The organism is Kitasatospora sp. NPDC052896, assembly GCF_044547075.1.
Lineage (GTDB): Bacteria > Actinomycetota > Actinomycetes > Streptomycetales > Streptomycetaceae > Kitasatospora.
Genome location: NZ_JBITZU010000012.1, coordinates 1 through 25,846, shown reverse-complemented (window position 1 = coordinate 25,846; position 25,846 = coordinate 1). Strand labels below are relative to the sequence as shown.

Genomic DNA, 25,846 nt, shown 5'->3' with positions numbered 1-25,846 from the left:
GAACGCCGAAGGGCGGGACCGTCGGTCCCGCCCTTCGGCGCGTCCCAGCCCGTCAGGCTCAGCGCATCGAGCCCGTGCGGAGCAGCGTGCGGATCACCCGCATGGCGACCGAGAGGCTGGACAGCTCGTAGGTGTCCGAACCCCTTATGTCGTCCAGCGTGGTCCTCGCCCGGGTGAGCAGCCCGCTGTTCAGCTCGGCCCAGGCGTTGTACCGCTCCTCGGCCGCCGCGCCCTCCGGGCCGCAGACCAGGATGTCGCCGGTCAGCGCCGCGTGCGCGGCGAACAGGTCCTCGCGGATCGAGGCACGGGCCATCGAGGACCACCGGTCGGTGCGCGGCAGGTCGATGATCCGGTCCAGCAGGTGGGCGATGCCCAGCCGGTCGCCCAGGTCGTAGTAGAGGTCGGCGACCTCGGCCACGTCCTTGCCCGAGCGGTCCGCGACCTCGGTGATGTCCAGGGTCGGGAAGGCCGAGGAGAGCCCGGCGACCCGGGTGGCCAGCGGCTCGGGGACCCCGGCGTCGGTCAGCTCGCTCTGGATCTTCTCGAACCAGGCCAGGTCCTCGCCGCGCAGCGGCTTGGGCAGGCTGCTCCACACCTGGTCCACCCGGTCCTTGAAGAACTCGATGGTGCCCGCGATGTCGAGCGGCTGGCGGCGGTTGTTGAGCATCCAGCGGGTGGCGCGCTCGACCAGTCGGCGCGAGTGCAGCCGCATCCGGGTCTGCACCGCCGCGGAGACCTTGTTGTCCAGGCCCTCGACCTCGTCCCAGATGGTCTCCAGGCCGAAGACCGCCCGGGCCGCGGTGTGGGTGCGGGCGATCTCCTCGTAGGTCGCGCCGGTCTCCTCGCGCAGCCGGAAGGCGAAGGTGCAGCCACCGCGGTTGATCGTGTCGTTGACGATCAGGGTGGTGATGATCTCCCGGCGCAGCGCGTGGTGGTCCACCGCGTCGGCGAACCGCTCGCGCAGCGCCGTCGGGAAGTACAGGTGCAGGGTGTCGCGGAAGTACGGGTCGTCGGGCAGCCCGGTGGCGAGCAGCTCGTCGGCCAGCGTGATCTTCGTGTAGGCGAGCAGCACCGACAGCTCGGGCTGGGTGAGCCCGAAGCCGCTCTGCTGGCGCTCCTTCAGCTGCCGCTCGCTGGGCAGGAACTCCAGCGCCCGGTCGAGCTGCCCGTCGGCCTCCAGCCGGTTGATCATCCGGGAGTGGACGTTGACCAGGCTGTGCGCCTGGGCGACCGCGTTGGCCAGCACCACGTTCTGCGCGTAGTTGTTGCGCAGGACGAGGTGGCCGACCTCCTCGGTCATCTCGGCCAGCAGGGTGTTGCGCTGCTTGACCGTCATGTCGCCCTCGGCGACCACCCGGTTGAGCAGGATCTTGATGTTGACCTCGTGGTCCGAGGTGTCCACACCGGCCGAGTTGTCGATCGCGTCGGTGTTGATCCAGCCGCCGTCACCGGCGGGCCCGCCGCTCTGCGCGTACTCGATCCGGCCCAGCTGGGTGCAGCCGAGGTTGCCGCCCTCGCCGATCACCCGGGCGCGGACCTGGCCGCCGTTGACCCGGATCGCGTCGTTGGCCTTGTCGCCGACGTCCGCGTTGGTCTCCCGCTCGGCCTTGACGTAGGTGCCGATGCCACCGTTCCAGAACAGGTCCACCGGGGCCTGCAGGATCGCCTTCATCAGCTCGGCCGGGGTGAGCCGGCTCTCCTCGATCGCCAGCGCCGCGCGGGCCTGCGCGGAGAGCTGGATCGACTTGGCGCTGCGCGGGAAGACCCCGCCGCCGGCCGAGATCAGCGACTTGTCGTAGTCGTCCCAGGAGCTGCGCGGCAGGTCGAACAGCCGGCGGCGCTCGGCGTACGAGGTGGCCGCGTCCGGGTTCGGGTCGATGAAGATGTGCCGGTGGTCGAAGGCCGCCACCAGCCGGATGTGCTCGCTGAGCAGCATGCCGTTGCCGAAGACGTCACCGGACATGTCGCCGATGCCGACCACCGTGAAGTCCTCGGACTGGGTGTCCACCCCCAGCTCGCGGAAGTTGCGCTTGACCGACTCCCAGGCGCCGCGGGCGGTGATGCCCATGCCCTTGTGGTCGTAGCCGGCCGAGCCGCCGGAGGCGAACGCGTCGCCGAGCCAGAAGCCGTACTCCTCGGCCACGCCGTTGGCGATGTCCGAGAAGGTCGCGGTGCCCTTGTCGGCGGCGACCACCAGGTAGGTGTCGTCCTCGTCGTGCCGGACCACGTCGACCGGGTGGACGACCTGGCCGCCCTTGAGGTTGTCGGTGATGTCCAGCAGCGCCGAGATGAAGGTCTTGTACGAGGCGATGCCCTCGGCCAGCCAGGCGTCACGGTCCACCGACGGGTCCGGCAGCTGCTTGGCGACGAAGCCGCCCTTGGCGCCGACCGGGACGATCACGGTGTTCTTGACCATCTGGGCCTTGACCAGGCCGAGGATCTCGGTGCGGAAGTCCTCGCGCCGGTCGGACCAGCGCAGACCGCCGCGGGCGACCTTGCCGAAGCGCAGGTGCACGCCCTCGACCTGCGGCGAGTAGACCCAGATCTCGAAGGCCGGGCGGGGCGCCGGCAGGTCCGGGATGGCGTGCGGGTCGAACTTCATCGACACGTACGGGTGCCACTCGCCGGTCGCGGCGCGCTGGAAGAAGTTGGTCCGCAGGGTGGCCTTGATCAGGTGCAGGAAGGAACGCAGGATGCGGTCCTCGTCCAGCGAGACGACCTCGTCCAGCGCGCCGGCCAGCTCCTCCAGGATGCCCTCGGTCAGCTCGGTCGCGCCGGACCGGTGGCTGGGGCTGAGCCGGGCCTCGAAGAGGTTCACCAGCAGCCGGGTGGTGTGGGCGTTGTTGCGGAGCGCGTCCTCCATGTAGTCCTGGGAGAAGGTGCTCCCGGCCTGCCGGAGGTACTTGGCGTAGGCGCGCAGCACGACCGCCTGGCGCCAGTTCAGCCCGGCGGTCAGGATCAGGCCGTTGAAGCCGTCGTTCTCGGCGCGGCCGGTCCAGGTCGCCGCGAAGGCCTCCTGGAACCGCTCGCGGGCCTCGTCGGTCAGCTCGCCGGCCTCGCGCAGCCGCAGCCCGAAGTCGTAGACCCAGGCGGTGGTGGCGTCCGAGCGGCGCAGCGCGTACGGGTGCTCGTCGAGCACCTCGACGCCCAGGCGCTGGAGCACCGGCAGGACCTCGGTCAGCGAGATCGGCCCGCCGACCCGGTAGATCTTGAAGCGGCGCTCGTCCTCGCCGGCGCCGACCGGCTGGTACAGGTTCAGCCGGAAGTCGCCCTCGCCCTGCAGCGACTCGATCTGCTTGAGGTCGGCGACCGCGGTACGGGCGGTGAAGTCGGCCCGGTAGCCGTCGGGGAAGGCGTTGGCGTAGCGGTGGCCGAGCTCGGCGGCCCGCTCCTCACCCAGTTCGAGGTGGAGCTGGTCGTTGAAGCCGTCCATCCAGAACCGGGCGGCCTCGGCCAGCTTGGCCTCGATCCGCTCGATCTCGACCTCGGTCAGCTCGGACAGCTCGCTGCCCGGGGCGACCCGGACCACGAAGTGCAGTCGGGTGAGCACCGACTCGGTGGACCAGACCGTGTAGTCGATGGCCGCGCCGTTCAGCTCCTGCATCAGGATGTCCATCAGGCGCAGCCGGATGCGGGTGGTGTAGCGGTCGCGCGGCAGGTAGACCAGGGCGGAGAAGTAGCGCCCGTACTCGTCCTGGCGCAGGAACAGCCGCAGCTTGCGGCGCTCCTGCAGGTAGAGCACGCTGGTCGCGATCGCCAGCAGCTCCGCGGCGGGGGTCTGGAAGATCTCGTCGCGCGGGAAGGTCTCCAGGATCTGGAGCAGGTCGCGGCCGTCGTGGCTCTCGGCGGAGAAGCCGGAGTCGTTGACGACCTCCTGGACCTTGCGGCGGACCACCGGGATGCGGGTGACCGACTCGGTGTAGGCGGCCGAGGAGAACAGGCCGAGGAAGCGGCGCTCGCCGACCACGTTGCCGTCCGCGTCGAACTTCTTGACGCCGACGTAGTCCAGGTAGGACGGGCGGTGCACGGTCGCCCGGGAGTTGGCCTTGGTCAGCACGAGCAGCTTCTTCTCGTGCGCCTTGGCGCGGACCGGCGCGGAGAGCCGGCCGAAGGACTCGCTGACCGGGTGGTGGTCGGTGTCGTGGCTCAGCGGGTCGGAACGCAGGATGCCGAGGCCGGTGCCCGGGATGGCGCGCAGCACCTCCTCGCCCTCGTGCTCGACCAGGTCGTACTCGCGGTAGCCGAGGAAGGTGAAGTGGTCGTCGGCCAGCCAGCGCATCAGCTCCCAGGCCTCGCCGACCTCCTGCTCGGGCAGGTGGGCCGGGGGCTGCTCGGCGAGCTCGTCGGCCAGTCGCAGCGCGGAGGTGCGCATCTTGGCCCAGTCCTCGACCACCTCGCGGACGTCGCCCAGCACCCGGCGCAGGTCCGCCTCGATCGAGCGGAGGTCGGCGCGGTCGGTCTCCCGGTCGATCTCGATGTGCATCCAGGACTCGACGGTGGCGTCGGCCGGCCAGTCCCGGCCGGCGGCCTGGCTGCGGGCGCAGGCGTCTATGTCCAGGATCTCCAGCAGCTTGCCGGTGATGTCACGGCGGACCACCAGCTGCGGGTGGATCACCAGGTGGATCGCCCGGTCCTGGCGGGACAGCTCGTTGGTGACCGAGTCGACCAGGAACGGCATGTCGTCGGTGACCACCTCGACCACGGTGTGGCCGCTGGACCAGCCGTTCTCGTCCACGGTCGGGGTGTAGACCCGGACCTCGGCGGTGCCCTGGGGGCGCTTGAGCCCCAGCCGGTAGTGGGAGGCGGCCGCGCCGTAGACGTCGACCGGGTCGCGGTCGACCAGGTCCTCGGGCGCCGTGTGGAGGTAGTAGTGGTTCAGGTACGCGGTCAGAGCACCGTTGCTCAGACCCTCCCCGGGCGCCGCTCCCCCCACCTGGCTGTTCTCAGCGGCTGCTGCTGCCTTGGCGAGCAGCTCGGCCTTGGCTGCGTCCAGCTTGGTCTGCATGGCTTCTCTGGCTCCTGTCGCGCGCCGTTGCGTGACTCGGTGGTGGTGTGGGTGTGCACCGCCGGGTCACTTTCGCAATCCTCCCGCACGATCCCAGAGAAAGGCGCCAAAGGCACGCTTGAAGCACCCCCTGCCTGGGTACGACAGGTCGTTTGGTCTGCGAAAACCGCCCGACGACGCCAGCCAGCCTAACCAACCGAAACCAAGGTGTCAGGGGACAGGGAGGCACAAACCTGCAGGAAGATCGGCGGTTCCTGGACACCTTGTCCAACCGATGCGCAACCGTTACCCGAGGTGCCCGGCGGACGGCCCGGTCCGGGCATCGGAACCGGCCAGCTCCCGGGCCAGCCCTACCGCCTCGGCCAGGGTGTCCACCACCGGGACGCCGACCGGCTCCAGTCGGGCCCGGGCCTGCGACCCCCCGGTGTAGAGCACCGCGTGCGCGCCGGCCTCCCGGGCGGCCAGCGCGTCGTCCGCCGCGTCGCCGATCAGCACGGTGCGTGCCGGCGACACCTCCGGGCCCAGCGCGGCCAGGTGGCGGACCAGCGAGGCTGCCTTCTGCCCGTGCGAGGGGCCCCTCCGGCCGTCCACCCGCAGGAAGTGCCGCTGGATCCCGAAGCCGTGCACCACCGGGAGCAGCCGCTCGTGCTCGTACATCGACAACAGCGACTGGGTGCCGTCCTCGGCCGCCCAGGCGGCGAGCAGCTCGGTGGCGCCCTCGGTCAGCCCGCAGCCGCCGCGCAGCCGGCTGTAGTGCTCCTGGAAGACGGCGTCCAGCCGCTCCCACTGGGCGCCGCTCGGCTGGTAGCCCAGCACCCGCTGGTAGAAGCGCGGAACCGGGACCTCGTACAGCTCCCGGTAGCGCTCCAGGGTCAGCGGGGCGTGGCCGAGCTCGGCGAAGGCCGCGTTGCTCGCGGCGAGCACGGCCTCGGTGTCGTGGTAGAGGGTCCCGTTCCAGTCCCAGACGATGTGAGTGCGCACCGGGGAACGGTAACGGACCGCACTGACAACCGGGTGTCCGCAGGCCGGACGGCGGGCGTCAGGCGGGCCCCAGCAGACCGGGGATCTCCTGGGTGGCGAACCAGAGCAGCTCGTGGTCCTCCGCGCCGTCCACGGTGAACTGGGCGTCGTCGTCGCCGGCGTCCGCCGCCTCGATCACCGCCGCGGCCTGGGTCACGTCCTCGACCACCTCGGGGTCGGCCACGTCGGCGTGCACCGCGGCGGCCTTCGCCAGCCGGACCGGGCCGGCCAGGGTGACCCGGCCGAGCGAGGCCTGGTCCTGGTACTCGTCCCCGCCGAACGGCCGCACCGAGGCGTCCGGGACGTCCAGCGCCACCACCACCCGGCGACGCGGCGCCGCCGGGTCGGCGGCCAGCAGGCGCAGCGAGGACTGGGCGGCCCGGACCAGCGCGGCGTACTCCAGCTCCTCCAGGTCGTCGCTGACGTACCACTCGCGCAGCGCGGGGGTCACCGCGTACGCCGCCGACTGCGCCAGTTCGCCGTCCGGGTGCGCCGCCGCCAGACCGGTCAGGGTGGTGGGCACGTAGACACGCATCGGGGGCACTCCGCTCCTCGGGCTCTCGGACCCCCACAGAATACGGCCCTGGCGATCACTCGGGGGTGCGCCGCCGGTGTACCCCTTCGAGCGATTGTGCGGACGCCCGGCGTCGGGGCGCGCGGCCCGCCCGGGCCGCCGGCCACCGGTACGGCGGGCCGTCAAGCCGCCGTACGGGTGACACCGGACCGCGGGCCGGGGCTCCCCTCGAACCGCGTTGAACCGCGCGGCCCGGTGGCGATAGCACAGGGCACGGAGCAGCGCTCCACAGCCGAACACTCCGCACTCGAACACGCCGCAGCCGAACACTCCGCAGCCGAACGAGGAACCCCCGCCATGGCCGAGACCGCCGTCCTCCCGCTGATCCACCCGTTGGCCACCGCCCCCGGGCACCGTCCGCCCGTCGAGCGCGCACGCCGCGGCCGTCCGGTGCACCGCACGCACCAGCCCCCGCACCACCCGCCGCCCGCGTCGCGCAGTGCCCCGCCCCGGCAGCCGCGACAGCCGCGCGCGCTCTGCGGTCCGACTGGGGGCGGTCCGACTGGGGGCGGTCCGGCCGGTGGCGGCCCGGCCGGGCTCGCCGACCGCTTCGCGCGGCGGCTGGTCGAGGTGCTCTGCGGGGTCCGGCCGGCCGGCCAGCTGGTCCGGCACACCACCCACGACGGCTACCGCCAGCTCGCCCGGCTGGCCAGCCGCGGCCCGTTGCGCACCGCGGCCGGCACGCCCCACCCGCTGCTCGGCCCGGTGCACGACTTCTCGCCCGGCCCGGGTGCCCTGGAGGTCTGCGTCCGGGTGGCCGCCGGCCCGCGCCACCACATGGTGGCCTTCCGGCTGGAGCGGCACCGGCGCACCGAGCAGTGGCAGTGCGCCGCGGTGGAGGCCCGGTGACGCGGCAGGGCGCCGCCCCGGAGATCCGGGAACGGCGCCCTGCCGACGACCGACCGGGACGGTCAGACCTTGCGGCGGCGGCCCTTGGCCGACTTCGCGGCCTTGCGGCGCTCGGCGCGGGTCAGCCCGTCGCCCTCGTCCGCGCCGTCCTCGAAGTCACCCTCGAAGTCGCCCTCGATCACCGTGTCGTCGCCGTCCACCGAGGGGGCGGTGTAGTGCAGCCGCTGGCGGACCGGAGCCTCCAGGCCCTTGGCCTTGATCTCCGGGCGCTGGCCCTCCTTCTCCAGCGAGACGGCCTCCTCGGAGTCGGCCACCGGGACCTCCTCGACCTGCTGCTCGACCTGGACGTCCAGGTTGAACAGGTAGCCGACGGACTCCTCCTTGATGCCCTCCATCATGGCGCCGAACATGTCGAAGCCCTCGCGCTGGTACTCGACCAGCGGGTCGCGCTGGGCCATCGCCCGCAGGCCGATGCCCTCCTGCAGGTAGTCCATCTCGTACAGGTGCTCGCGCCAGCGGCGGTCCAGCACCGAGAGCACCACCCGCCGCTCCAGCTCACGCATGACCTGCTCGCCGAGCTGGTCCTCGCGGGCGCCGTACTGGGCCTGGATGTCCTCCTGGATGACCTTGGTGAGGTGCTCGGGGGTGAGCCCCGAGGGACCGCCGACCTCCTCCTCCAGCTCGGCCAGGTCCAGGGTGATCGGGTACAGCTGCTTGAGCGCGGCCCAGAGCTTGTCGAGGTCCCAGTCGTCCTCGAAGCCCTCGCCGGTCGCGGCGTTGACGTACGCCTCGACCGTGTCGTCCATGAAGTGGCCGATCTGCTCCTGGAGGTCCTCGCCCTCCAGCACCCGGCGGCGCTCGCCGTAGATGACCTCGCGCTGGCGGTTCAGCACCTCGTCGTACTTCAGGACGTTCTTGCGGATCTCGAAGTTCTGCTGCTCGACCTGGGTCTGCGCGGAGGCGATCGCCCGGGTGACCATCTTCGACTCGATCGGCACGTCCTCCGGCACGTTGGCCATCGACAGCACGCGCTCGACCATGCCGGCCTTGAACAGCCGCATCAGGTCGTCACCGAGCGAGAGGTAGAAGCGGGACTCGCCCGGGTCGCCCTGACGGCCGGAGCGGCCGCGCAGCTGGTTGTCGATCCGGCGCGACTCGTGCCGCTCGGTGCCCAGGACGTACAGGCCACCGATCTCCTGCACCTCCTCCTGCTCCGCCTTGACGGCCGCCTTGGCCTTCTCCAGCGCGCTCGGGAAGGCCGACTCGAACTCCTCCGGGGTGTCCACCGGGTTGAGCCCGCGCTGCGCCAGCTCGGCGGTGGCGAGGTGGTCGGCGTTGCCGCCGAGCATGATGTCGGTGCCACGGCCGGCCATGTTGGTGGCCACGGTGACCGCGCCCTTGCGCCCGGCCTGGGCGACGATCTGCGCCTCGCGCTCGTGCTGCTTGGCGTTCAGCACCTCGTGCGGGATGCCGCGCTTGCGCAGCTCCTGGGAGAGGTACTCGGACTTCTCGACCGAGACGGTGCCGACCAGGACCGGCTGGCCCTTCTCGTGCTTCTCGGCGATGTCCTCGACCACGGCGGCGAACTTGGCCGGCTCCGACTTGTAGATCAGGTCGGGCTGGTCGATGCGCTGCGGGGTGCGGTTGGTCGGGATCGGCACCACGCCGAGCTTGTAGATCTGGTGGAACTCGGCGGCCTCGGTGGTGGCCGTACCGGTCATCCCGGAGAGCTTGTCGTAGAGCCGGAAGAAGTTCTGCAGGGTGATGGTGGCCAGGGTCTGGTTCTCGTTCTGGACCTCCACCCCCTCCTTGGCCTCGATCGCCTGGTGCATGCCCTCGTTGTAGCGGCGGCCGGCCAGGATACGGCCGGTGTGCTCGTCGACGATCATGACCTCGCCGTTCATCACGACGTAGTCCTTGTCCGCCTTGTAGAGCTCCTTCGCCTTGATGGCGTTGTTCAGGAACCCGACCAGCGGGGTGTTGACCGACTCGTAGAGGTTCTCGATGCCGAGGTAGTCCTCGACCCGGGTGACACCCTCCTCCAGCACGCCGACCGTGCGCTTCTTCTCGTCCACCTCGTAGTCGCGGTCGCGCTTGAGGCGCAGCACCAACTTGGCGAAGTCGGCGTACCACTTGGTGGCCTGGTCGGCCGGGCCGGAGATGATCAGCGGGGTACGGGCCTCGTCGATCAGGATCGAGTCGACCTCGTCGACGATCGCGAAGTTGTGCCCGCGCTGCACGAGTTCGTCCTGCGACCAGGCCATGTTGTCGCGCAGGTAGTCGAAGCCGAACTCGTTGTTCGTGCCGTAGGTGATGTCCATGCCGTACTGGCGCTGGCGCTCGGCCGGCGGCATGCTGCCGAGGATCACGCCGACCTCGAGTCCGAGGAAGCGGTGCACCCGGCCCATCCACTCCGAGTCGCGCTCGGCGAGGTAGTCGTTGACCGTGATCAGGTGAACACCCTTGCCGGTCAGCGCGTTGAGGTAGGCGGGCAGCGTGCCGACCAGGGTCTTGCCCTCACCGGTGCGCATCTCGGCGACGTAGCCGAGGTGCAGCGCGGCGCCACCCATGATCTGCACGTCGTAGTGGCGCTGGCCGAGGACGCGCTTGGCGGCCTCGCGAACGGTGGCGAAGGCCTCCGGGAGGATGTCGTCCAACGTCTCCCCGTCGGCGAGCCGCGACCGGTACTCGTCGGTCAGAGCGCGCAGCTCCTCGTCAGTGAGGTTGACGAAGTCCTCTTCGATGGAGTTGACCTGGGCAGCAATCCGCTGCAGCTTGCGAAGGATCTTGCCTTCGCCGGCGCGCAGGATCTTGTCGAAGACGGACACTTGAGCGGGCTCCTTGCCTGGATCGGCTCTGGACAGCTGCACGGCGGGGTTCACCCCACCGTACGGGCCATCGTATGCGAGGAGTCCAATCCGCCGGGAGGTGCGTCAGCACGCCATTCCGGTGTCACCCGTCGGAGCGGATCACTCAATGGCCGCCGTATACGGACAAATCGGGCAGAGAATTTCGCTACCGCCCGCTCCCCGCACGGGCGATACTCACCCGCATGACGGAAGCGATCCTGGAACCCGTGGTCCTGGAGACCGAGCACCTGCTCCTGCGCGCGCCGCTCCCCGAGGACGTCGACGCGGTCAACCTCGCCTGCCAGGACGAGGCGATCCAGCGCTGGACGGTCGTCCCCTCCCCCTACCACCGCACGGACGCCGAGTTCTTCGTGCGGCAACTCGCCCCGGAGGGCTGGCGGACCGGTCGGAACCCGATCTGGTGCGTGCTCGAGAAGGAGACCGGCGCCCTGGTCGGCACCCAGGGCCTGGCCGCCCGCGGGCCCGGCGTCGCGGAAGTCGGCTTCTGGACCGCCGCGGAGGCCCGCGGCCGCGGCCACACCGTCGAGGCGCTGCTCGCGGTGGCCCGCTGGGCCTTCGCCGAGTGGCGGATCCGCCGCCTGGAGTGGGTCGCCTACGTCGGCAACGAGCCCTCCCGCGCGGTCGCCCGGCGGGCCGGCTTCACCATGGAGGGCACCCTGCGCTCCTACGGCGCGCAGCGCGGCCGGTACCTCGACTGCTGGATGGGCTCGTTGCTGCCGGCGGACCTGGCCCGGTGACGGCCGGGCGGGTCCGCCTGTCGGTCCCGGCGCCTACGCTGCCCGGCATGACCGCAGCGCTGCCCACCCCCATCACCACCCTCGGCGCCGACGAGGCCCGCCGGATCGCCCTGCGCGCCCAGGGCCTGCTCGGCGCGCCGGACCGCCGGGCGGGGGTGCGCGGTGTGCTGCGCCGGCTCGGCGCGGTGCAGCTCGACACCATCTCGGTGCTGGCCCGCTCGCACGAACTGGTGCCGTACGCCCGGCTCGGCGCGATCGGCCGGCCGGCCGTGGAGCACGCCTACTGGGGTTCCGAGACCACCTTCGAGTACTGGTCGCACGCCGCCTGCCTCCTGCCGGTCGAGGAGTGGCCGCTGTTCGCCTTCCGCCGCCGCGCCTACCGCGACCGCGGCCGGCTCTGGAGCCACCAGGTGAGCCCCGAGGCGTACCGGGCGGTGCTGGACCGGCTGCGCGCCGAGGGCCCGCTCACCTCCACCGGGCTGGGCGGCGCCAAGCGGACCGCCGAGTGGTGGGACTGGTCCGACACCAAGATCGCGGTGGAGCGCGCGCTCGCCTTCGGCGACGTGGTCTGCACCGAGCGCCGGGGCTGGAAGCGGGTGTACGAGCTGGCCGAGCAGGCCGTCCCGGCCGAGCTGTACCAGCAGGAGCTCACCGACCGCGAGTGCCTGGAGCGGCTGGTCCGGCAGGCCGGCCAGGCGCTCGGGGTGGCCACCCGGGCCGACCTGATGGACTACCACCGGCTCAGGGCCGATCAGGTCGACCCGGTGCTCGCGGACTGCGGCCTGCTGCCGGTCGCGGTGGCCGGCTGGGGTCCGGAGCCGGTCGCCGCCTGGGCCGATCCGGCGGCGCTGGCGAGCGAGCCGCGCGGCCGGCACCGCACCACCCTGCTCTCCCCGTTCGACTCGCTGATCTGGGACCGCGCCCGGACCGAACGGATCTTCGGCATGTCACACCGGCTGGAGGCCTACACCCCGCGCCACAAGCGGGTGCACGGCTACTTCGCGATGCCGCTGCTGGCCGGCGGCCGGCTGGTCGGCCGGGTCGACCCGGCCCGCGAGGGGCGGACCCTGGTGGCCCGTCAGGTCTCACTGGCCGGCTCCCGGCAGCTGCCCGCGCTCGCCCAGGCGTTGCGCGAGGCCGCCGGCTGGGTGGGCTGCGACGCGGTCCGGGTGGAGGCGCTGGACGACCCCGCGCTGCGGCCGGCGCTGGAGAAGCTGCTGGCCGACTGACCCGGACCGGGCCCGTCACCCTATTTCGAGGATCTTCTCCCGCATCGCGTACACCACCGCCTCCATCCGGGAGTGCAGTTGCAGCTTCTCCAGGATGTTGCGCACGTGGTTCTTCACCGTGTTCTCGCTGATGAAGAGCTCCTTGGCGATCTCCCGGTTGTTCATCCCGGTGGCGACCAGCTTGAGCACCTCCAGCTCGCGGTCGGTCAGCCGGGGCGCGGGCACCAACTCCCGGTCGTCCGAACGCCGCTGGATCATCGACTTGAACTCGGTGAGCAGCTTGGCCGCCATCGACGGGCTGATCTGCGACTGCCCGTCGGCCACCGCCCGGATCGCGGTGGCCACCTCGTCCGTGGAGATCTCCTTGAGCAGGTAGCCGGTGGCCCCGGCCTTGATCGCCTCGTAGAGGTCGGCCTCCTCGTCGCTTATCGTCAGCATGATGATCTTGGTGCTGGGCGCCACCTCCTTGATCGAGGTGCAGGCCTCGATGCCGCTGCGACGCGGCATCCGGACGTCCATCAGGATGATGTCCGGCAGCAGGTCGGCCGCCTTGAGCACCGCCTCGGCGCCGTCGCCGGCCTCACCGACGACCCGGATGTCCTGCTCCTCGGCGAGCACGATCTCCAGCCCCCGCCGGAAGAGCGCGTGGTCGTCCACCACCAGCACCCGAATCGGCTCTCCGCCGCGCGGCGTGTACTCGGGCTCCGGGACCCCGCCCTCACCGCTGTCGAACCGCTCCCCCATCCGCCCCTCCCCACTGCCGACGCTGTGGGGCACATCATTCCACGGCATCCGGGACCCGCCTCACCCACTGGTCGGCGCGCCACCCGCCGTACGCCCATCGGGAATGACGTCCGGCGGCCGGTTCACGGCCGGCCGCCGGGGTGGTGATGTGGGTGTGCGCCGTCAGCGCTCGCCCGGCGCGTTGATCGCGCCGCCGGCACCGCCGATCTCGCCGTTCGGTGTGAGGCCGTCGGTCTTGAGGTGGATCACCCCGTAGTCGTAGCCGTGCCGCCGGTAGACGACGCTGGCGAGGCCGCTGTCCTTCTCCTCGAACAGGTAGAAGTCGTGGCCGACCAGCTCCATCTCGAAGAGCGCCTGGTCGAGCGACATCGGCGCGGCGGCGTGCGTCTTCTCCCGGACCACCAGCGGTCCCTCGCCCTCAACCTCCAGCGACCCGATCATCTTGCGGGTCGGCGGGGGGTTCAGCTCCTCCGCGCTCGCCGTGCCGGGCATGGCCGCGATCTGGGCGGTCGCCTCGGCGACGCTGAGCGGCGTGCTGCGGGCCCCGTGGTGGACCCGGCGCCGGTCTGCGGACTTGCGCAGCTGCGCCTCCAGCTTGGCCGCGGCCAGATCGAGCGCCGCGTAGGGATCCGCGGCGGCGGCCTCGGCCCGGATCACCGGACCGCGGGTGCGGAGGGTGATCTCCACCCGCTCGGACCGGTCGGCCTGGCGCGGGTTGTGTTCCTTGGACACCTCGACGTCGAGGCTGATCACCTTGCCGTCGAACTTCTGGACCTTCTCCAGCTTCTCGGCCACGTGCTCGCGGAACCTCCTGGGCACCTCGGTCTTGCGGCCCTTGACGACGATGTCCACGCAGAACTCCGATCCTTCGTGCTGACGCCGGTCCGATCGCTACCGGACCGGGCTGGACCCAGCCTGACCAGCCAATCTGCCGCGGGCCCACACGCGCCGCCGAGCCGGCGATGCGCACCGAGCCCTGTACCCACCTTCCTCCCCACCGGGGACGGTTGAAACCCCTCGGAGCCTCATCAGACACCCCGACCGGGCGTTTCGCCTCTCCAGCGGACCCTAGGCGGAGGGGGTGCGAGCCGGGCGGCTGTTCACCCCTGTCTACCCTCGATCGAGTGAAGTGAAGGTAAATATCTGGACAACTCCGCCCGGACGGCCCACCCTGAGCAGACCGCCGGGGCCTGCGGGCCCGCCACGAGCCGCCCGGGAGGTGTCCCATCACCGCGCTGACCACCCCTCTGCTGGCCGTGCTCGACCTCCTGCTGCCCACCGACTGCGCCGGCTGCGGGGCCTCCGGTGGCCAGCTCTGCGCCGACTGCCGCCACCTGCTGGGAACGCTGCGCGGCCGCCCGCTGGGCCCCCGGCCGGTCCCGCCCGGCCTGCCCGTGCCGCACTCCGCCGGCTGGTACGCGGATCCGGTGCGCCGCCTGTTGCTGGCCCACAAGGAAAGGGGAGCGCTGCCACTGGCCGGCCCGCTCGGCGCGGTGCTGGCCCGGGCGGTGCGCTCGGCCGTCACCCCGGCCGTCACTCCGGCCGCCGGCGCGGACCTTCCCGGGCCGCTGCTGCTGGTCCCGATGCCCTCAACCCGCCGCGCCGTCCGGGCCCGCGGCCACGACGCCACGCTGCGCCTGGCCCGTGCCGCCGCCCGCGAGCTGGGCCGGACCGGGCTGCCCTGCCGGGTCGCCCCGGTGCTGCGCCCGACCCGCCGGATCGCCGACCAGTCCGGGCTGGGCGCGGCCGAGCGGCGGCGCAACCTGCACGGCGCGCTGACCGTCCCGACCCGGCTGCGCTCCCGGCTGGCCGGCCTGCGCCCGGTCCTGGTGGACGACCTGGTCACCACCGGCGCCACGCTGGCCGAGGCGGCCCGGGCGCTCGGCGCGGCCGGGGCGCCCCCGCTGGCCGCCGCGACGGTCGCCGCCACCGCCGCCGACCGGGCCGACCAGGCCGACCGGGCCGGCCGGGCCGGCGGCTAGCCCGGGTAGGACGGCTGCACGCCGTCCGTCCCGTACGCCTTCCACTGCCACTGGGCGCTGCCGACCAGCGCCGAGGTGCTGCCCACGAGCGAGTAGACGGTGCGGTTGTTGGAGTCCGCCAGCACCGGGTCCGCGCGGTACTCCGAGGCGGCCACCACGGTCATCCCGTCCACCGCCTGCAGCCCGGAGTCCACCTCGGGCGAGCCGTCGGTGGCCAGGTAGAGCAGCTGCTGGGTGCTGTCGCTCTCCCTGCCGAGCGCCAGCAGCAGGTCGGAGTCGGCCCAGGCGACCGAGCTGACGTCGGAGAGCTGCGGCGCGATCGGGCGCACTCCGGTGATCGTCGCGGTCGGCGCCGCGGCCGTGCCGCCCTGCACCACCACGCCGACCCACAGGCTCCGGGTACCGCTGGCCGGGTCCTTGAGCAGCAGGGCGATCCGGGTGCCGTCCGAGGAGAGCCGGATGCCGTCCACCGTCTTGCCGGTCGGCAGGTCGGCCGCGACGGTCAGCTGGCTCTGCCCGCGGATCAGCAGGATCCGCGGCGCCGACGGGTTGCGGTCGACCACCCAGAGCCCGCCGAAGCCGTCCCAGCTAGGCGAGGTGAACCCCTCGTCCGAGCGCGGCGCCTGACTGGTGGCCAGCGCGTTGCCGAGCTTGTTGTCGCCGTCGTCCAGCCCGATCTCGTAGAGCGACTTGCCGTCGTCGCTGACCACGGCCGCGACCCGGCCGTCCCGGCGGACCGCGTACGGACCGACCGGGTGGCCGCCGCTGGGCGACAGCGGGGCCGGCAGGTCGGCGGCGCCGAGCACCCCGCTGACCGGCGCGGCCGAGTCCGGCCCGGTGGTCCGCATCAACTGCCCGGTCTCCGGCCGACGGAAGTACGCCTGCCCGTCGCCGGCGCCCCCGGGCGGCCCGCCGGCCAGGCTGGCCGGCGCGTACGGCGAGATCTTCGCCTGGCCCGACGTCAGGTCACAACCACCGTGCGGCGCGGTCAACGTGACCCGGTCGATGGAGCCGGCGCCGGCCACGCTGAGCAGCGTGAAGTAGAGCTGGGCCGCCATCTGCTGGCACTGGTGGGCGTTCTTCTCGAAGTCGACGCCGCTGAACTGGACCCGCGGGTTGCGCGGGTCGTCCGAGTTGACCGACCCGACCAGCGAGGTGCCGCCGAAGGCGGTCCGGACCGCGGGGGCGAGCCAGTCGGAGGGCCCCTGGGCGAGCGCGGCGGCCGCGGCCGAGGCCGGGTCCACCCGGCGGCGCAGGTAGATCGGGTCCGGCACCAGCACCGTCGGCTGGTCGCTCCCACCCGGCTGGGGGTTGGTGAAGAAGTAGCGGTCCGACTGCTGGTAGGCGTTGCGGAAGTTGGTCTGGTTGAGGATCAGCCCGTCCGGCAGCGTGGCGATCCGCCACTGCGCCCTGGCCGAGGCGTCCTTGCCGTCCTTGGCCACGTTGACCAGCTCGAAGTCGGCCTCGTAGGGCGTGTTCTGGACCGCCGTGTAGGAGTGCCCGGCGTCCAGCAGGCCGGTCTCCTGGGACTTGACGGCTATCACGACGTGGCTGTCGTCGTCGCTGCCGTAGGCCGGGTCGACGGCGGGCGCACCGGGGTTGGTGTCGTGCAGCACCACCGCCCCGCTGTCCGGGTGCCAGCCCTTGGCCGCCGCCGGGGTGAGGTACATCTTGGCGGTGTTGTAGTCGTGCTCGTCGGCTATGGAGGCGTCCAGGAAGTTCTGCAGCACCTCGCGCGCCGACTGGCCCTCGCGCGGCGGCACCGGGATCACCCGGACCTGCACCCCCTGGTCGGCCCCGGCGCCCTGCGGCGGATCCACCCGCTCCGGGTCGCCACTGTCCGGCATCGTCGCGCACCCGGCCGCGAGCAGCACGGTCAGCACGGTCCAGACCGCCCCGGCCGTGCGGCGACCGGGGCGGCCCCGGCGCCGGCCGCCGGGCTCAGTCCTGCTGCTCCGCACTGCGCGTCCCCTCCGGGCTCGTCCGGTCGTCGTCCGTCCCCGCCGCCGGGGGTTCCCCGCCGGCCGACTCCTCACCGCCCGTGGGGCGCGGCTGGCCGCAGTCGACCACCACCTGCGCGCCGGTGGCACCGTACCCCGCGGCCGCCGCGCGAACGTCGGAGGGATCCACCACGGGCGCCTGCGGCAGCCGCTTGGGCCCGAGCCCGGGCCCGATGCTGAGCACCCCGCCGAGCCCCGGCCCGAGTCCGCCGCCGACGCCACCCGGGGTTTCCGGGATCACCGTGGGCTCGCCGCTGGCGGTCAGCGCGGTCGCCCCGGCCGGCTGCACCGCGCGCCGGTACGGGGTGCCCTGGGAGCGCAGCCCGCGGTTGTGCCGGGAGTCCTCGGGCTCCAGCCGGAACGGCGCCCGGCCGATGTCCCCGCCACGGGTGCGCGGCAGGGTGAGCCGGAAGTGCGAGCCGCCGCCGGGTTCGCCCCAGGCCTGCAGCCAGCCGCCGTGCAGGTGGGCGTCCTCGACCGCGATCGACAGGCCCAGGCCGGTGCCGCCGGTGGTCCGCACCCGGGACGGGTCGGCCCGCCAGAACCGGTGGAACACCCGGGACGCCTCGCCGGGCTTGAGCCCGATCCCGTAGTCGCGGACGCCGACCGCCACCGCGCCGCCGGCCGAACCGAGCCGGATCACCACGTCCCGGCCCTCACCGTGCTCCAGCGCGTTGACCACCAGGTTGCGCAGGATCCGCTCGATCCGGCGCGGATCCACCTCGGCCACCACCGGTTCCTCGGCGCCGCGCAGGATCACCGCGCTGCCCTTCAGCCGGGCCAGCGGGTCGGCCGCCTCGACCACCCGGCCCACGATGTCGCGCAGGTCGACCGGCTCGGCGTCCAGGATCGCCGCGCCGGCGTCGAACCGGCTGATCTCCAGCAGGTCGGCGAGCAGCGACTCGAACCGGTCCAGCTGGCCCTGCAGCAGCTCGGCGGAGCGGGCCGCCATCGGATCGAGGTCCTCGCGGCTGTCGTAGATCAGGTCCGCCGCCATCCGCACGGTGGTCAGCGGGGTGCGCAGCTCGTGCGAGACGTCCGAGACGAACCGCCGCTGCACCCGGGAGAGCTCCTCCAGCTGACGGATCTGGGCCTGCAGCGCACCCGCCATCCGGTTGAAGGACTCACCCAGTCGGGCGATGTCATCCGTCCCGGTGACCTTCATCCGCTCTTCCAGGTGCCCGTCGGCGAGCCGCTCGGCGATCCCGGCGGCCATCCGCACCGGCGTGACCACCTGGCGGACCACCAGCCAGGCGATGCAGCCCAGCAGTACCACGATGAAGACGCCGGCGGTGGCCACCGTCCCGGTCACCAGGCCCAGGGTCTTGTCCTCCTGGGCGAAGGAGAAGGTGAAGTAGAGCTGGTAGTCGGTGTTGTCCGGGCCGCGCAGCTGCTTGCCGATCACCAGACCGGGCTCCGAGGTGTTCTGCCCCGAGCTGGTCTTGCGGTGGATGGTGGTGGTCTGCTCGTGCGGGACGCTCGGGTCCTTGCGGACGTCCGCCTGCAGCTCCGGGGAGATGCTGTCCACCGTGACGTCACCGGTCACCCGGACGCTCAGCGGGCCCGCGCTGCCGGTGCTCTGGTCACCGGGCACCACCATGCCGATCACCGAGTAGACGCCCTGCCCGCCGCTGGCGAGGCTGGCGACCTGGTCGGACAGCCAGGTACCGGTCTCGCTGGAGCTCGGGCCGGTGGTGGTGCCGCCGACCCCGGCCGGCAGGTTGGCGAGCTGGTCGCTCTGCTTCTGCGCGGTGGTGAAGCCGCCGAAGGCCTGCCCCTGCGCGGCGTGCTCCTTGGTGGCGAGCAGACCGGTGCGGACCTGCGCCATCACGACCACGCCGAGCACCACGACCAGCGCGACCGACAGCAGCAGCGTCGCGGCGACCACGCGCAGCTGGATGGACCGGCGGTACAGCGCCGCCGCGCGGTGGACCAGACGGCGGAGCTGGCGTCCCAGCAGCCCGAGGGCCGAGGCCGGGCCGGTGCGCGCGCCGCGGGTGCCGGCGCGATCCTCCCCGCCGGCCGCCGGGCCGGTCGGGGAGGGGTGTACCTGATCCGTCACGTCAGCTGGGCCCGGCCTTGTAACCGACACCGCGCACGGTGACCACGATCTCGGGGCGCTCCGGGTCCTTCTCGATCTTCGACCGGAGGCGCTGCACGTGCACGTTCACCAGCCGGGTGTCCGCCGCGTGCCGGTAGCCCCAGACCTGCTCGAGCAGCACCTCGCGGGTGAACACCTGCCAGGGCTTGCGGGCCAGCGCGACCAGCAGGTCGAACTCGAGCGGGGTGAGCGGGATGCCCCGGCCGTCCCGCTTGACCGAGTGCCCGGCCACGTCGATCACCAGATCGCCGATGGTCAGCTGCTCGGGGGTGGGCTCCTCGGCGCGGCGCAACCGGGCGCGCACCCGGGCCACCAGCTCCTTGGGCTTGAACGGCTTGACCACGTAGTCGTCGGCGCCGGACTCCAGGCCGACCACGACGTCGACCGTGTCGGTCTTCGCGGTCAGCATGACGATCGGGACGCCGGACTCCGCCCGGATCTGCCGGGCGACGTCGATGCCGTCGCGCCCGGGCAGCATCAGGTCGAGCAGCACCAGGTCCGGCTTGGTCTCGCGGAACGCGGCCAGCGCCTTGTCCCCGTCCGCGACGAAATACGGCTCAAAACCCTCACCACGCAGCACGATGCCGAGCATCTCGGCGAGTGCGGAGTCGTCATCGACGACGAGGACGCGACCTTTCATGCGCCCATCCTCTCATTACCGGATTGTGACCTGCCGCACACCCGTGCCAATTTCCGTCCGCCCTCCGGGTCGAGACCATCCATATCCACCCAAACTCCCCACTTCAGTGGGCCTGCCGACGCCGTTGTCGATCAGCAACCCGGCGCCGCTGGGGCGCCTGTCGCCACCATGGCACGATGGGCGGCACCAAGTGCGCCACCCCATCATCCCGGGGCGACAGCCCCGCGCCGAGGAGCAGTGATGACCGACACCCCGGGCTGGGTCCCGCCCAGCTCGTCCGGATCCGATCCCGAGGGCGCCCCGGCGGCGGCCCCGGCGCCGGACGGTCCGTCGGACAGCACGATCCCCGGCCCGGCCGCGCCGCCGCCACTGCCGCACGAAGCGACGTACGGCGCACCGTACGCCACCACCCCGGTCCCGCCGACCGCGCCATCCGGCCGGGGCCCGCAGACCGGCTGGGGTCCACAGCCGGTCTGGGGCCCGCAGCCCGGCTGGGGGCAGCCGACCTGGGGAGCCCCGCCGAGCCCGAAGCCCGGCATCATCCCGCTGCGCCCGCTCGGTGTCGGCGAGATCCTGGACGGCGCGATCTCCACCGTCCGCCGGCACTGGAGGACCGTCCTCGGCATCTCACTGGTGGTCGCGGTGCTGGAGCAGACGGTGCAGACCCTGCTCCAGTGGTGGGAGCCGACCGGGCCGGCGAACGCCCTGACCACCGTGAGCGGCGCGCTGTTCGGCGTGGTCGCCGTGCTGGTGCTGACCGCGCTGCTCACCATGGTGGTCAGCAAGGCCGTCCTCGGCGAGCCGGTCTCGCTCGCCATCGCCTGGCGGGCCGCCCGCCCGCAGCTGACGCGCCTGCTCGGCCTCACCGTGCTGCTCGGGCTGATCATCGGCGGGATCGTGCTCGGCGGGTTCGTCCCGCTGATCGTGCTGCTGGCGGTCAAGAGCCCGACCGCGCTCAGCCTGGGGGTCGGGCTGCCCTGCGCGCTGGCCGGCCTGCTGGCCGGGCTCTGGACGGCGGTCCGGCTCAGCCTGGCCACCCCCGCGCTGATGCTCGAGAAGCAGGGCGTCCGGGCGGCCCTGGGCCGTTCGCGCCGGCTGGTGCGCGGCTCGTGGTGGCGGATCCTCGGCATCAGCCTGCTCGGCCTGGTGATCACCGAGGTGCTGGCCGGCATCATCGGCCTGCCGTTCACCATCGCGGCCGCCGTGCTGAACTCCTCGGCCTTCACCGCCTTCGGCGCCGACCCGGGCCAGGGCCTGCCGCTCGGCTTCCTGGTGATCATCGGGATCGGCGCGGTGATCGGCGGGACGGTGACGTTCCCGATCCAGGCCGCCGTCAACGTGCTGCTCTACGTCGACCAGCGGATCCGCCGCGAGGCGCTCGACCTCGAACTGGCCCGCGCCGCCGGTCTGCCCGAGTACGGCGGCACCGGCTGGGCCGGGCAGCCCGCGCCGCCCGCCGGGATCTGAGGCCGATGCCGATCAGGGGGGACGGGATACTCGCGGCGCTCGCGGACGGCGCTCCGGTGCAGGTGCCGCGCGACGCCGCCCGCGAGGCCGCCCGCAGCGAGCTGCTCAACCCGGAGTACCACCGGCACGACCCCAGCCTGCTGCAACGGATCTCGAACTGGCTCTGGGACCAGCTGGACAGCCTGCTCGGGCGGCTCGGCTCCTCCGCCACCGACGGCACCACCGGGATCGTGCTCTTCCTGCTGGTCGCCGTGGTGATCGGCGCCGCGCTGTGGTGGCGGCTGGGCCGGCCCGGCCGCACCGCCGGCGGTACCCCCGCGCTCTTCGCGACCACCGGTCCGCGCACCGCCGAGCAGCACCGCGCTGCCGCCGGCCGGCACGCGGCGGCCGAGGAGTGGCCGGAGGCCGTCCGCGAGCAGATGCGCGCGCTGGTCCGTGCCCTGGAGGAGCGCACCCTGCTCGACCCGCGTCCCGGCCGCACCGCGGACGAGGCGGCCGCCGAGGCGGGCCGGGCACTACCCGAGCACGCCGCCGAACTCCTGAGCGCTGCCCGGCTGTTCGACGCCATCGCGTACGGCAGCCAGACCGCCGACCGCGCCGCCTACCAACAACTTTCCGACCTCGACCGGCAGTTGAGCCGGGCTCGAGCCACCCTGGCAGGCCGCGGATGACCACCGCCACCGCACCCACCACCGCGCTCTCCCCGACCCTCCGTCAACTCTGGCGCCGAGCCCGCTGGTTCCTGTTCGCCGTCGTACTCCTGCTGCTCGCCGGACTGCTCATCGGCGGCCTGACCAGCGGCCCCAGCTATCCCGCGCTGGACCCGCGCTCCGCCGACCCCGACGGTGCCCGGGCCACCGCTCAACTCCTGCGTCACCAGGGCGTCACCGTGGACACCGCGACCACCGCCGCCCAACTCGGCGGCGGCACCGGCTCGGACACCGTGCTGGTCCCGCTGCCCGACCTGCTCGACCCCGACCAGCTGCTCGACCTGATGGCGGCCGGCCACCGCCGGCTGGTCCTGGTCTCCCCCGGCGACGCCACCCTCGCCGTGCTCGCCCCCGACCTGCGCACCGCCGGCACCGCCGACCAGCCGCTGAGCACCGCCTCCGCCAGCACCCCACCGGACTGCACGCTGCCGGAGGCCGAGGTGGCCGGCAGTGCCCAGCTCGGCGGGCTGCTCTACACCTTCGGCGGCGGCGCCACCGCCTGCTACCCCCGCGACGGCCACCCGGCGCTGGTCAGCACCACCAACCAGGCCGGCACCCAGGTGATCGTGGTCGGCTCCGGCCGCTTCCTGACCAACCAGAGCCTGGCCCAGGACGGCAACGCCGCGCTCGCCCTCGGGCTGCTCGGCTCCCAGCCCCACCTCACCTGGTACGCGCCCGACTACGACGCGCTGCCGGCCGCCCCGGCCCAACCGAAGAGCTTCACCGAGCTGATCCCGGCCGGCTGGTCCTGGGCCGCGCTCCAGCTGGCCGTGGCCGCCGTGCTGGCCGCGCTCTGGCGGGCCCGCCGACTCGGGCCGGTGGTCAGCGAGGAGCTGCCGGTGGTGGTCCGGGCCACCGAGACCACCGAGGGCCGAGCCCGGCTCTACCAGCGCGCCAAGGCCCGCGGCCGGGCCGCCGACGCGCTGCGCCGGGCCACCCGGCACCGGCTCGCCGCCGTCCTCGCCGTCCCGCTGACCGCCGGCGAACCGGAGGCCACGGCCCTGCTCGCCGCGCTCGCCGACCGGCTCCCCGACCGGCCCGGACCCGGCGCCCCACAGGCCCTGCTGTACGGCGCGCCACCCACCGACGACGCCGCGCTGCTGCGGCTCGCCGACGACCTCGATGCCCTGGAAAGGCAGGTACGACAGCCGTGACCGAGCTCTCCGCTCCCGCAACGCCCGCCGGCAGCGCCGCGGCGCCCGCCGATCCCCGGCAGGCGCTGACCGCGCTGCGGGCCGAGATCGGCAAGGCCGTGGTCGGTCAGGACGCCGCCGTCACCGGCCTGGTCGTGGCCCTGCTCTGCGGCGGGCACGTCCTGTTGGAGGGGGTCCCCGGCGTCGCCAAGACCCTGCTGGTCCGGACCCTCTCGGCGGCGCTGAGCCTGGAGACCAAGCGGATCCAGTTCACTCCCGACCTGATGCCCGGCGACGTGACCGGCTCGCTGGTCTACGACGCCCGCACCGCCGAGTTCTCCTTCCAGCCCGGCCCGGTCTTCACCAACCTGCTGCTCGCGGACGAGATCAACCGGACCCCGCCGAAGACGCAGTCCGCCCTGCTGGAGGCGATGGAGGAACACCAGGTCACGGTGGACGGCGAGCCGCGCGCGCTGCCCGTCCCGTTCCTGGTCGCCGCGACCCAGAACCCGCTGGAGTACGAGGGCACCTACCCGCTGCCCGAGGCCCAGCTGGACCGCTTCCTGCTCAAGCTGGTACTGCCGCTGCCCGACCGGGAGCAGGAGTTCCAGGTGCTCAGCCGGCACGCGGCCGGCTTCGACCCGCGCGACCTGGCCGCCGCGGGGGTCCGCGCGGTGGCCGGACCGGCCGATCTGGCCGCCGCCCGCGCGCAGATCGCCGAGCTGACCGTCTCGCCCGAGGTGCTCGCCTACGTCGTCGACCTCTGCCGGGCCACCCGGCAGTCGCCCTCGCTCTCGATCGGGGTCTCCCCGCGCGGCGCCACCGCACTGCTCGGCACCGCGCGTGCCTGGGCCTGGCTGTCCGGCCGGGACTACGTGACGCCCGACGACGTGAAGGCGCTCGCGCTGCCCACCCTGCGGCACCGCGTCCAGCTGCGCGCCGAGGCGGAGATGGAGGGCGTCACCGCCGACGCCGTCATCCAGGCCGTGCTGGCGCAGACCCCCGTCCCCCGCTGATCACCAGTTCTAGGAGCCCCCGATGGCCCTCACCGGCCGGACCGCCCTGCTCGCCGCCGCCGGCGCGTTGGTGGTGGGCCTCCTGCTGCCCTCCTGGACGGGCATCGCGGTGGTCACCCTGCCGCTGCTCGTCGCGGTCCTGGTCGACCTGGCGCTCGCCGCGCCGGTCCGCAGCCTGGTGCTGACCCGCGAGGGCGACGGCTCGGTCCGGCTCGGCGAGCCCGCGGAGGTCGTACTGACCGTCAGCAACCCGTCCCGGCGCACCCTTCGGGCCCGGCTGCGGGACGCCTGGCCGCCGTCCAGCTTCCGTCCCGGGACGGAACTGACCGCCGGTCGGCACAGCCTGCGGATCCCGGCCGGCGAGCGGCGGCGGGTCAGCACGTCACTCGCGCCGACCCGCCGCGGCGACCACCACGCACAGCGGGTGACGATCCGTTCGCTCGGCCCGCTCGGCCTGGCCGGCCGTCAGGGCTCGCACCACCTGCCGTGGACGCTGCGTGCGTTGCCGCCCTTCAGCAGTCGCAAGCACCTGCCCTCGCGACTCGCCCGGCTGCGTGAACTGGACGGCCGCACCTCGGTGTTGACCCGGGGCCAGGGCACCGAGTTCGACAGCCTGCGCGAGTACCTGCCGGGCGACGACGTCCGCTCGATCGACTGGCGGGCCAGCGCCCGCCGCAACACCGTCGCGGTCCGCACCTGGCGGCCCGAACGGGATCGGCACATCCTGATCGTCCTGGACACCGGCCGCACCTCGGCCGGCCGGGTCGGCGACGCCCCCCGCCTGGACGCCGCGCTCGACGCCGCCCTGCTGCTGGCCGCGCTGGCCACCAAGGCCGGCGACCGGGTCGACCTGCTCGCCCACGACCTGCGCCGGCGCGGTGCGGTGCTCGGGCGCTCGGCCGGCGAGGTGCTGCCGGCCTTCACCAACGCGATGGCCGGGCTGCAGCCGGCCCTGGTTGAGACCGACCTGCGGGCGCTGACCGCGGCGGCCCTGCGGCTGGCCCCGCACCGCTCGCTGATCGTCCTGCTGACCGGCCTGGACGCCGGGCCCGTCGAGGACGGGCTGCTGCCGCTGCTGCCCCGGCTCACCGAGCGGCACGAGGTGGTGATCGCCGCCGTCGCCGACCCGCGGCTGGACGTGCTGGCCGCCGGCCGCGGCACCCCGCAGGCCGTCTACGGCGCCGCGGCCGCCGAGCAGACCCGGGCCGAACGCCACGCCGTGGCGGAGCGGCTGACCCGGCTCGGCGCCACCGTTCTGGACGCCCCGCCGGCCGCCCTCCCGCCGGCGCTGGCCGACGCCTACCTGGCGCTGAAGGCCGCCGGCCGGCTGTAGCCGGTCCGACGGGACCTGCCCGCTACTGGTAGCCGTGCTTGCTCAGTAGCCCGGCCTGATCCGGCTGGACGGTCGGCGGGAGCGGACCCGTCTGCCGCTCCCGCAGCGCCTCGCGGAGCTTCGGGCGGAGCAGGGTTTCGCCGTCCAGACGCAGCGCCAGCACCCGCTCGGGCGGGGCCAGGTACATCCCGGCGACCTCGTGCGAGATCTCCCTCGTGCGAGGTCTCCAGCACGGAGGGGTCGGTGGACAAACCGAAGGGCTCGATGCGCGGCGGCTTGGCCTCGGGACGGCTCTTGGGAGCTGCCATGCCCCGATCACAGCCCCGATCACATGGGCCCGTCCGTCCGGGTCCGGAAATGCGAGAAGCCCCTCCCGGTCTCCCGGAAGGGGCTTCTCAGAAAAATTGTTCGGCGGCGTCCTACTCTCCCACAGGGT

General features: G+C 73.1%; 19 protein-coding genes. 9 read left to right on the top strand and 10 right to left on the bottom strand.

What is annotated here, in order from left to right:
• Window positions 1–58 precede the first annotated feature (58 nt).
• The 3 genes from ACIGXM_RS23105 to ACIGXM_RS23095 form a co-directional block, all read right to left on the bottom strand.
• Window positions 59–5,005: an NAD-glutamate dehydrogenase gene (locus ACIGXM_RS23105; protein ID WP_396563785.1), complete on the bottom strand. Its 4,947-nt coding sequence runs from the start codon at window positions 5,003–5,005 to the stop codon at window positions 59–61.
• Window positions 5,006–5,290: 285 nt separating this feature from the next.
• Entirely contained in the window at window positions 5,291–5,986 is a 696-nt protein-coding gene (locus ACIGXM_RS23100; RefSeq protein ID WP_396563783.1) for an HAD family hydrolase, read from the bottom strand.
• A gap of 58 nt (window positions 5,987–6,044) precedes the next feature.
• Complete coding sequence (locus tag ACIGXM_RS23095) at window positions 6,045–6,560, bottom strand: DUF6912 family protein (RefSeq protein ID WP_396563781.1); 516 nt, start codon at window positions 6,558–6,560, stop codon at window positions 6,045–6,047.
• A gap of 336 nt (window positions 6,561–6,896) precedes the next feature.
• On the opposite strand from ACIGXM_RS23095, the gene ACIGXM_RS23090 reads away from it, so the two are divergent.
• On the top strand, window positions 6,897–7,448 hold the full coding sequence (locus ACIGXM_RS23090; protein ID WP_396563779.1) for an Rv3235 family protein: 552 nt from the start codon (window positions 6,897–6,899) through the stop codon (window positions 7,446–7,448).
• Between the two features lie 62 nt (window positions 7,449–7,510).
• On the opposite strand, the gene secA is transcribed toward ACIGXM_RS23090, so the two are convergent.
• On the bottom strand, window positions 7,511–10,276 hold the full coding sequence (gene secA / locus ACIGXM_RS23085; protein ID WP_396563777.1) for a preprotein translocase subunit SecA: 2,766 nt from the start codon (window positions 10,274–10,276) through the stop codon (window positions 7,511–7,513).
• A gap of 239 nt (window positions 10,277–10,515) precedes the next feature.
• Between secA and ACIGXM_RS23080 the strand changes: the two genes are divergently transcribed.
• Together ACIGXM_RS23080 and ACIGXM_RS23075 are read left to right on the top strand one after the other, a co-directional pair.
• Window positions 10,516–11,055 carry a GNAT family N-acetyltransferase gene (locus ACIGXM_RS23080; protein WP_396564033.1) on the top strand — a complete coding sequence of 180 codons (540 nt, stop codon included), beginning with the start codon at window positions 10,516–10,518 and terminating at the stop codon, window positions 11,053–11,055.
• 47 nt (window positions 11,056–11,102) lie between these two features.
• On the top strand, window positions 11,103–12,284 hold the full coding sequence (locus ACIGXM_RS23075) for a winged helix-turn-helix domain-containing protein (protein ID WP_396563775.1): 1,182 nt from the start codon (window positions 11,103–11,105) through the stop codon (window positions 12,282–12,284).
• 15 nt (window positions 12,285–12,299) lie between these two features.
• Here ACIGXM_RS23075 and ACIGXM_RS23070 read toward each other — a convergent pair whose 3' ends face one another.
• Both ACIGXM_RS23070 and hpf read right to left on the bottom strand, forming a co-directional pair.
• Window positions 12,300–13,028 carry a response regulator gene (locus ACIGXM_RS23070; protein WP_396563774.1) on the bottom strand — a complete coding sequence of 243 codons (729 nt, stop codon included), beginning with the start codon at window positions 13,026–13,028 and terminating at the stop codon, window positions 12,300–12,302.
• 162 nt (window positions 13,029–13,190) lie between these two features.
• Window positions 13,191–13,880, bottom strand: coding sequence for a ribosome hibernation-promoting factor, HPF/YfiA family (hpf, locus tag ACIGXM_RS23065; RefSeq protein ID WP_396563772.1), 690 nt, complete (start codon window positions 13,878–13,880; stop codon window positions 13,191–13,193).
• 404 nt (window positions 13,881–14,284) lie between these two features.
• Here hpf and ACIGXM_RS23060 point away from each other — a divergent pair, with 404 nt between their 5' ends.
• The gene (locus ACIGXM_RS23060; protein WP_396563771.1) at window positions 14,285–15,010 is read left to right on the top strand and encodes a ComF family protein; all 726 of its coding nucleotides are present in this window, start codon (window positions 14,285–14,287) and stop codon (window positions 15,008–15,010) included.
• On the opposite strand, the gene ACIGXM_RS23055 is transcribed toward ACIGXM_RS23060, so the two are convergent.
• The 3 genes from ACIGXM_RS23055 to mtrA are packed head-to-tail and all read right to left on the bottom strand — an operon-like array spanning window position 15,007 to window position 19,751.
• Window positions 15,007–16,971, bottom strand: coding sequence for an LpqB family beta-propeller domain-containing protein (locus tag ACIGXM_RS23055; RefSeq protein ID WP_396563769.1), 1,965 nt, complete (start codon window positions 16,969–16,971; stop codon window positions 15,007–15,009). The genes ACIGXM_RS23060 and ACIGXM_RS23055 overlap by 4 nt on opposite strands.
• Window positions 16,952–19,072: an MtrAB system histidine kinase MtrB gene (gene mtrB / locus ACIGXM_RS23050; protein WP_396563767.1), complete on the bottom strand. Its 2,121-nt coding sequence runs from the start codon at window positions 19,070–19,072 to the stop codon at window positions 16,952–16,954. The genes ACIGXM_RS23055 and mtrB overlap by 20 nt, the downstream gene beginning before the upstream one ends.
• Before the next feature lies 1 nt (window position 19,073).
• The gene (mtrA, locus tag ACIGXM_RS23045; RefSeq protein WP_396563765.1) at window positions 19,074–19,751 is read right to left on the bottom strand and encodes an MtrAB system response regulator MtrA; all 678 of its coding nucleotides are present in this window, start codon (window positions 19,749–19,751) and stop codon (window positions 19,074–19,076) included.
• Window positions 19,752–19,991: 240 nt separating this feature from the next.
• Here mtrA and ACIGXM_RS23040 point away from each other — a divergent pair, with 240 nt between their 5' ends.
• The 5 genes from ACIGXM_RS23040 to ACIGXM_RS23020 are packed head-to-tail and all read left to right on the top strand — an operon-like array spanning window position 19,992 to window position 25,410.
• Window positions 19,992–21,218, top strand: a complete 1,227-nt coding sequence (locus ACIGXM_RS23040; RefSeq protein WP_396563763.1) for a hypothetical protein — start codon at window positions 19,992–19,994, stop codon at window positions 21,216–21,218.
• Window positions 21,219–21,223: 5 nt separating this feature from the next.
• Window positions 21,224–21,889 carry a DUF4129 domain-containing protein gene (locus ACIGXM_RS23035; protein ID WP_396563761.1) on the top strand — a complete coding sequence of 222 codons (666 nt, stop codon included), beginning with the start codon at window positions 21,224–21,226 and terminating at the stop codon, window positions 21,887–21,889.
• Complete coding sequence (locus ACIGXM_RS23030) at window positions 21,886–23,082, top strand: DUF4350 domain-containing protein (protein WP_396563759.1); 1,197 nt, start codon at window positions 21,886–21,888, stop codon at window positions 23,080–23,082. The genes ACIGXM_RS23035 and ACIGXM_RS23030 overlap by 4 nt, the downstream gene beginning before the upstream one ends.
• Window positions 23,079–24,077 carry an AAA family ATPase gene (locus ACIGXM_RS23025; protein ID WP_396563757.1) on the top strand — a complete coding sequence of 333 codons (999 nt, stop codon included), beginning with the start codon at window positions 23,079–23,081 and terminating at the stop codon, window positions 24,075–24,077. Before ACIGXM_RS23030 ends, ACIGXM_RS23025 begins: the two co-directional genes overlap by 4 nt.
• A gap of 22 nt (window positions 24,078–24,099) precedes the next feature.
• On the top strand, window positions 24,100–25,410 hold the full coding sequence (locus ACIGXM_RS23020; protein ID WP_396563755.1) for a DUF58 domain-containing protein: 1,311 nt from the start codon (window positions 24,100–24,102) through the stop codon (window positions 25,408–25,410).
• Between the two features lie 22 nt (window positions 25,411–25,432).
• Here ACIGXM_RS23020 and ACIGXM_RS23015 read toward each other — a convergent pair whose 3' ends face one another.
• Window positions 25,433–25,597 carry a hypothetical protein gene (locus ACIGXM_RS23015; protein ID WP_396563753.1) on the bottom strand — a complete coding sequence of 55 codons (165 nt, stop codon included), beginning with the start codon at window positions 25,595–25,597 and terminating at the stop codon, window positions 25,433–25,435.
• Between the last annotated feature and the right edge of the window lie 249 nt (window positions 25,598–25,846).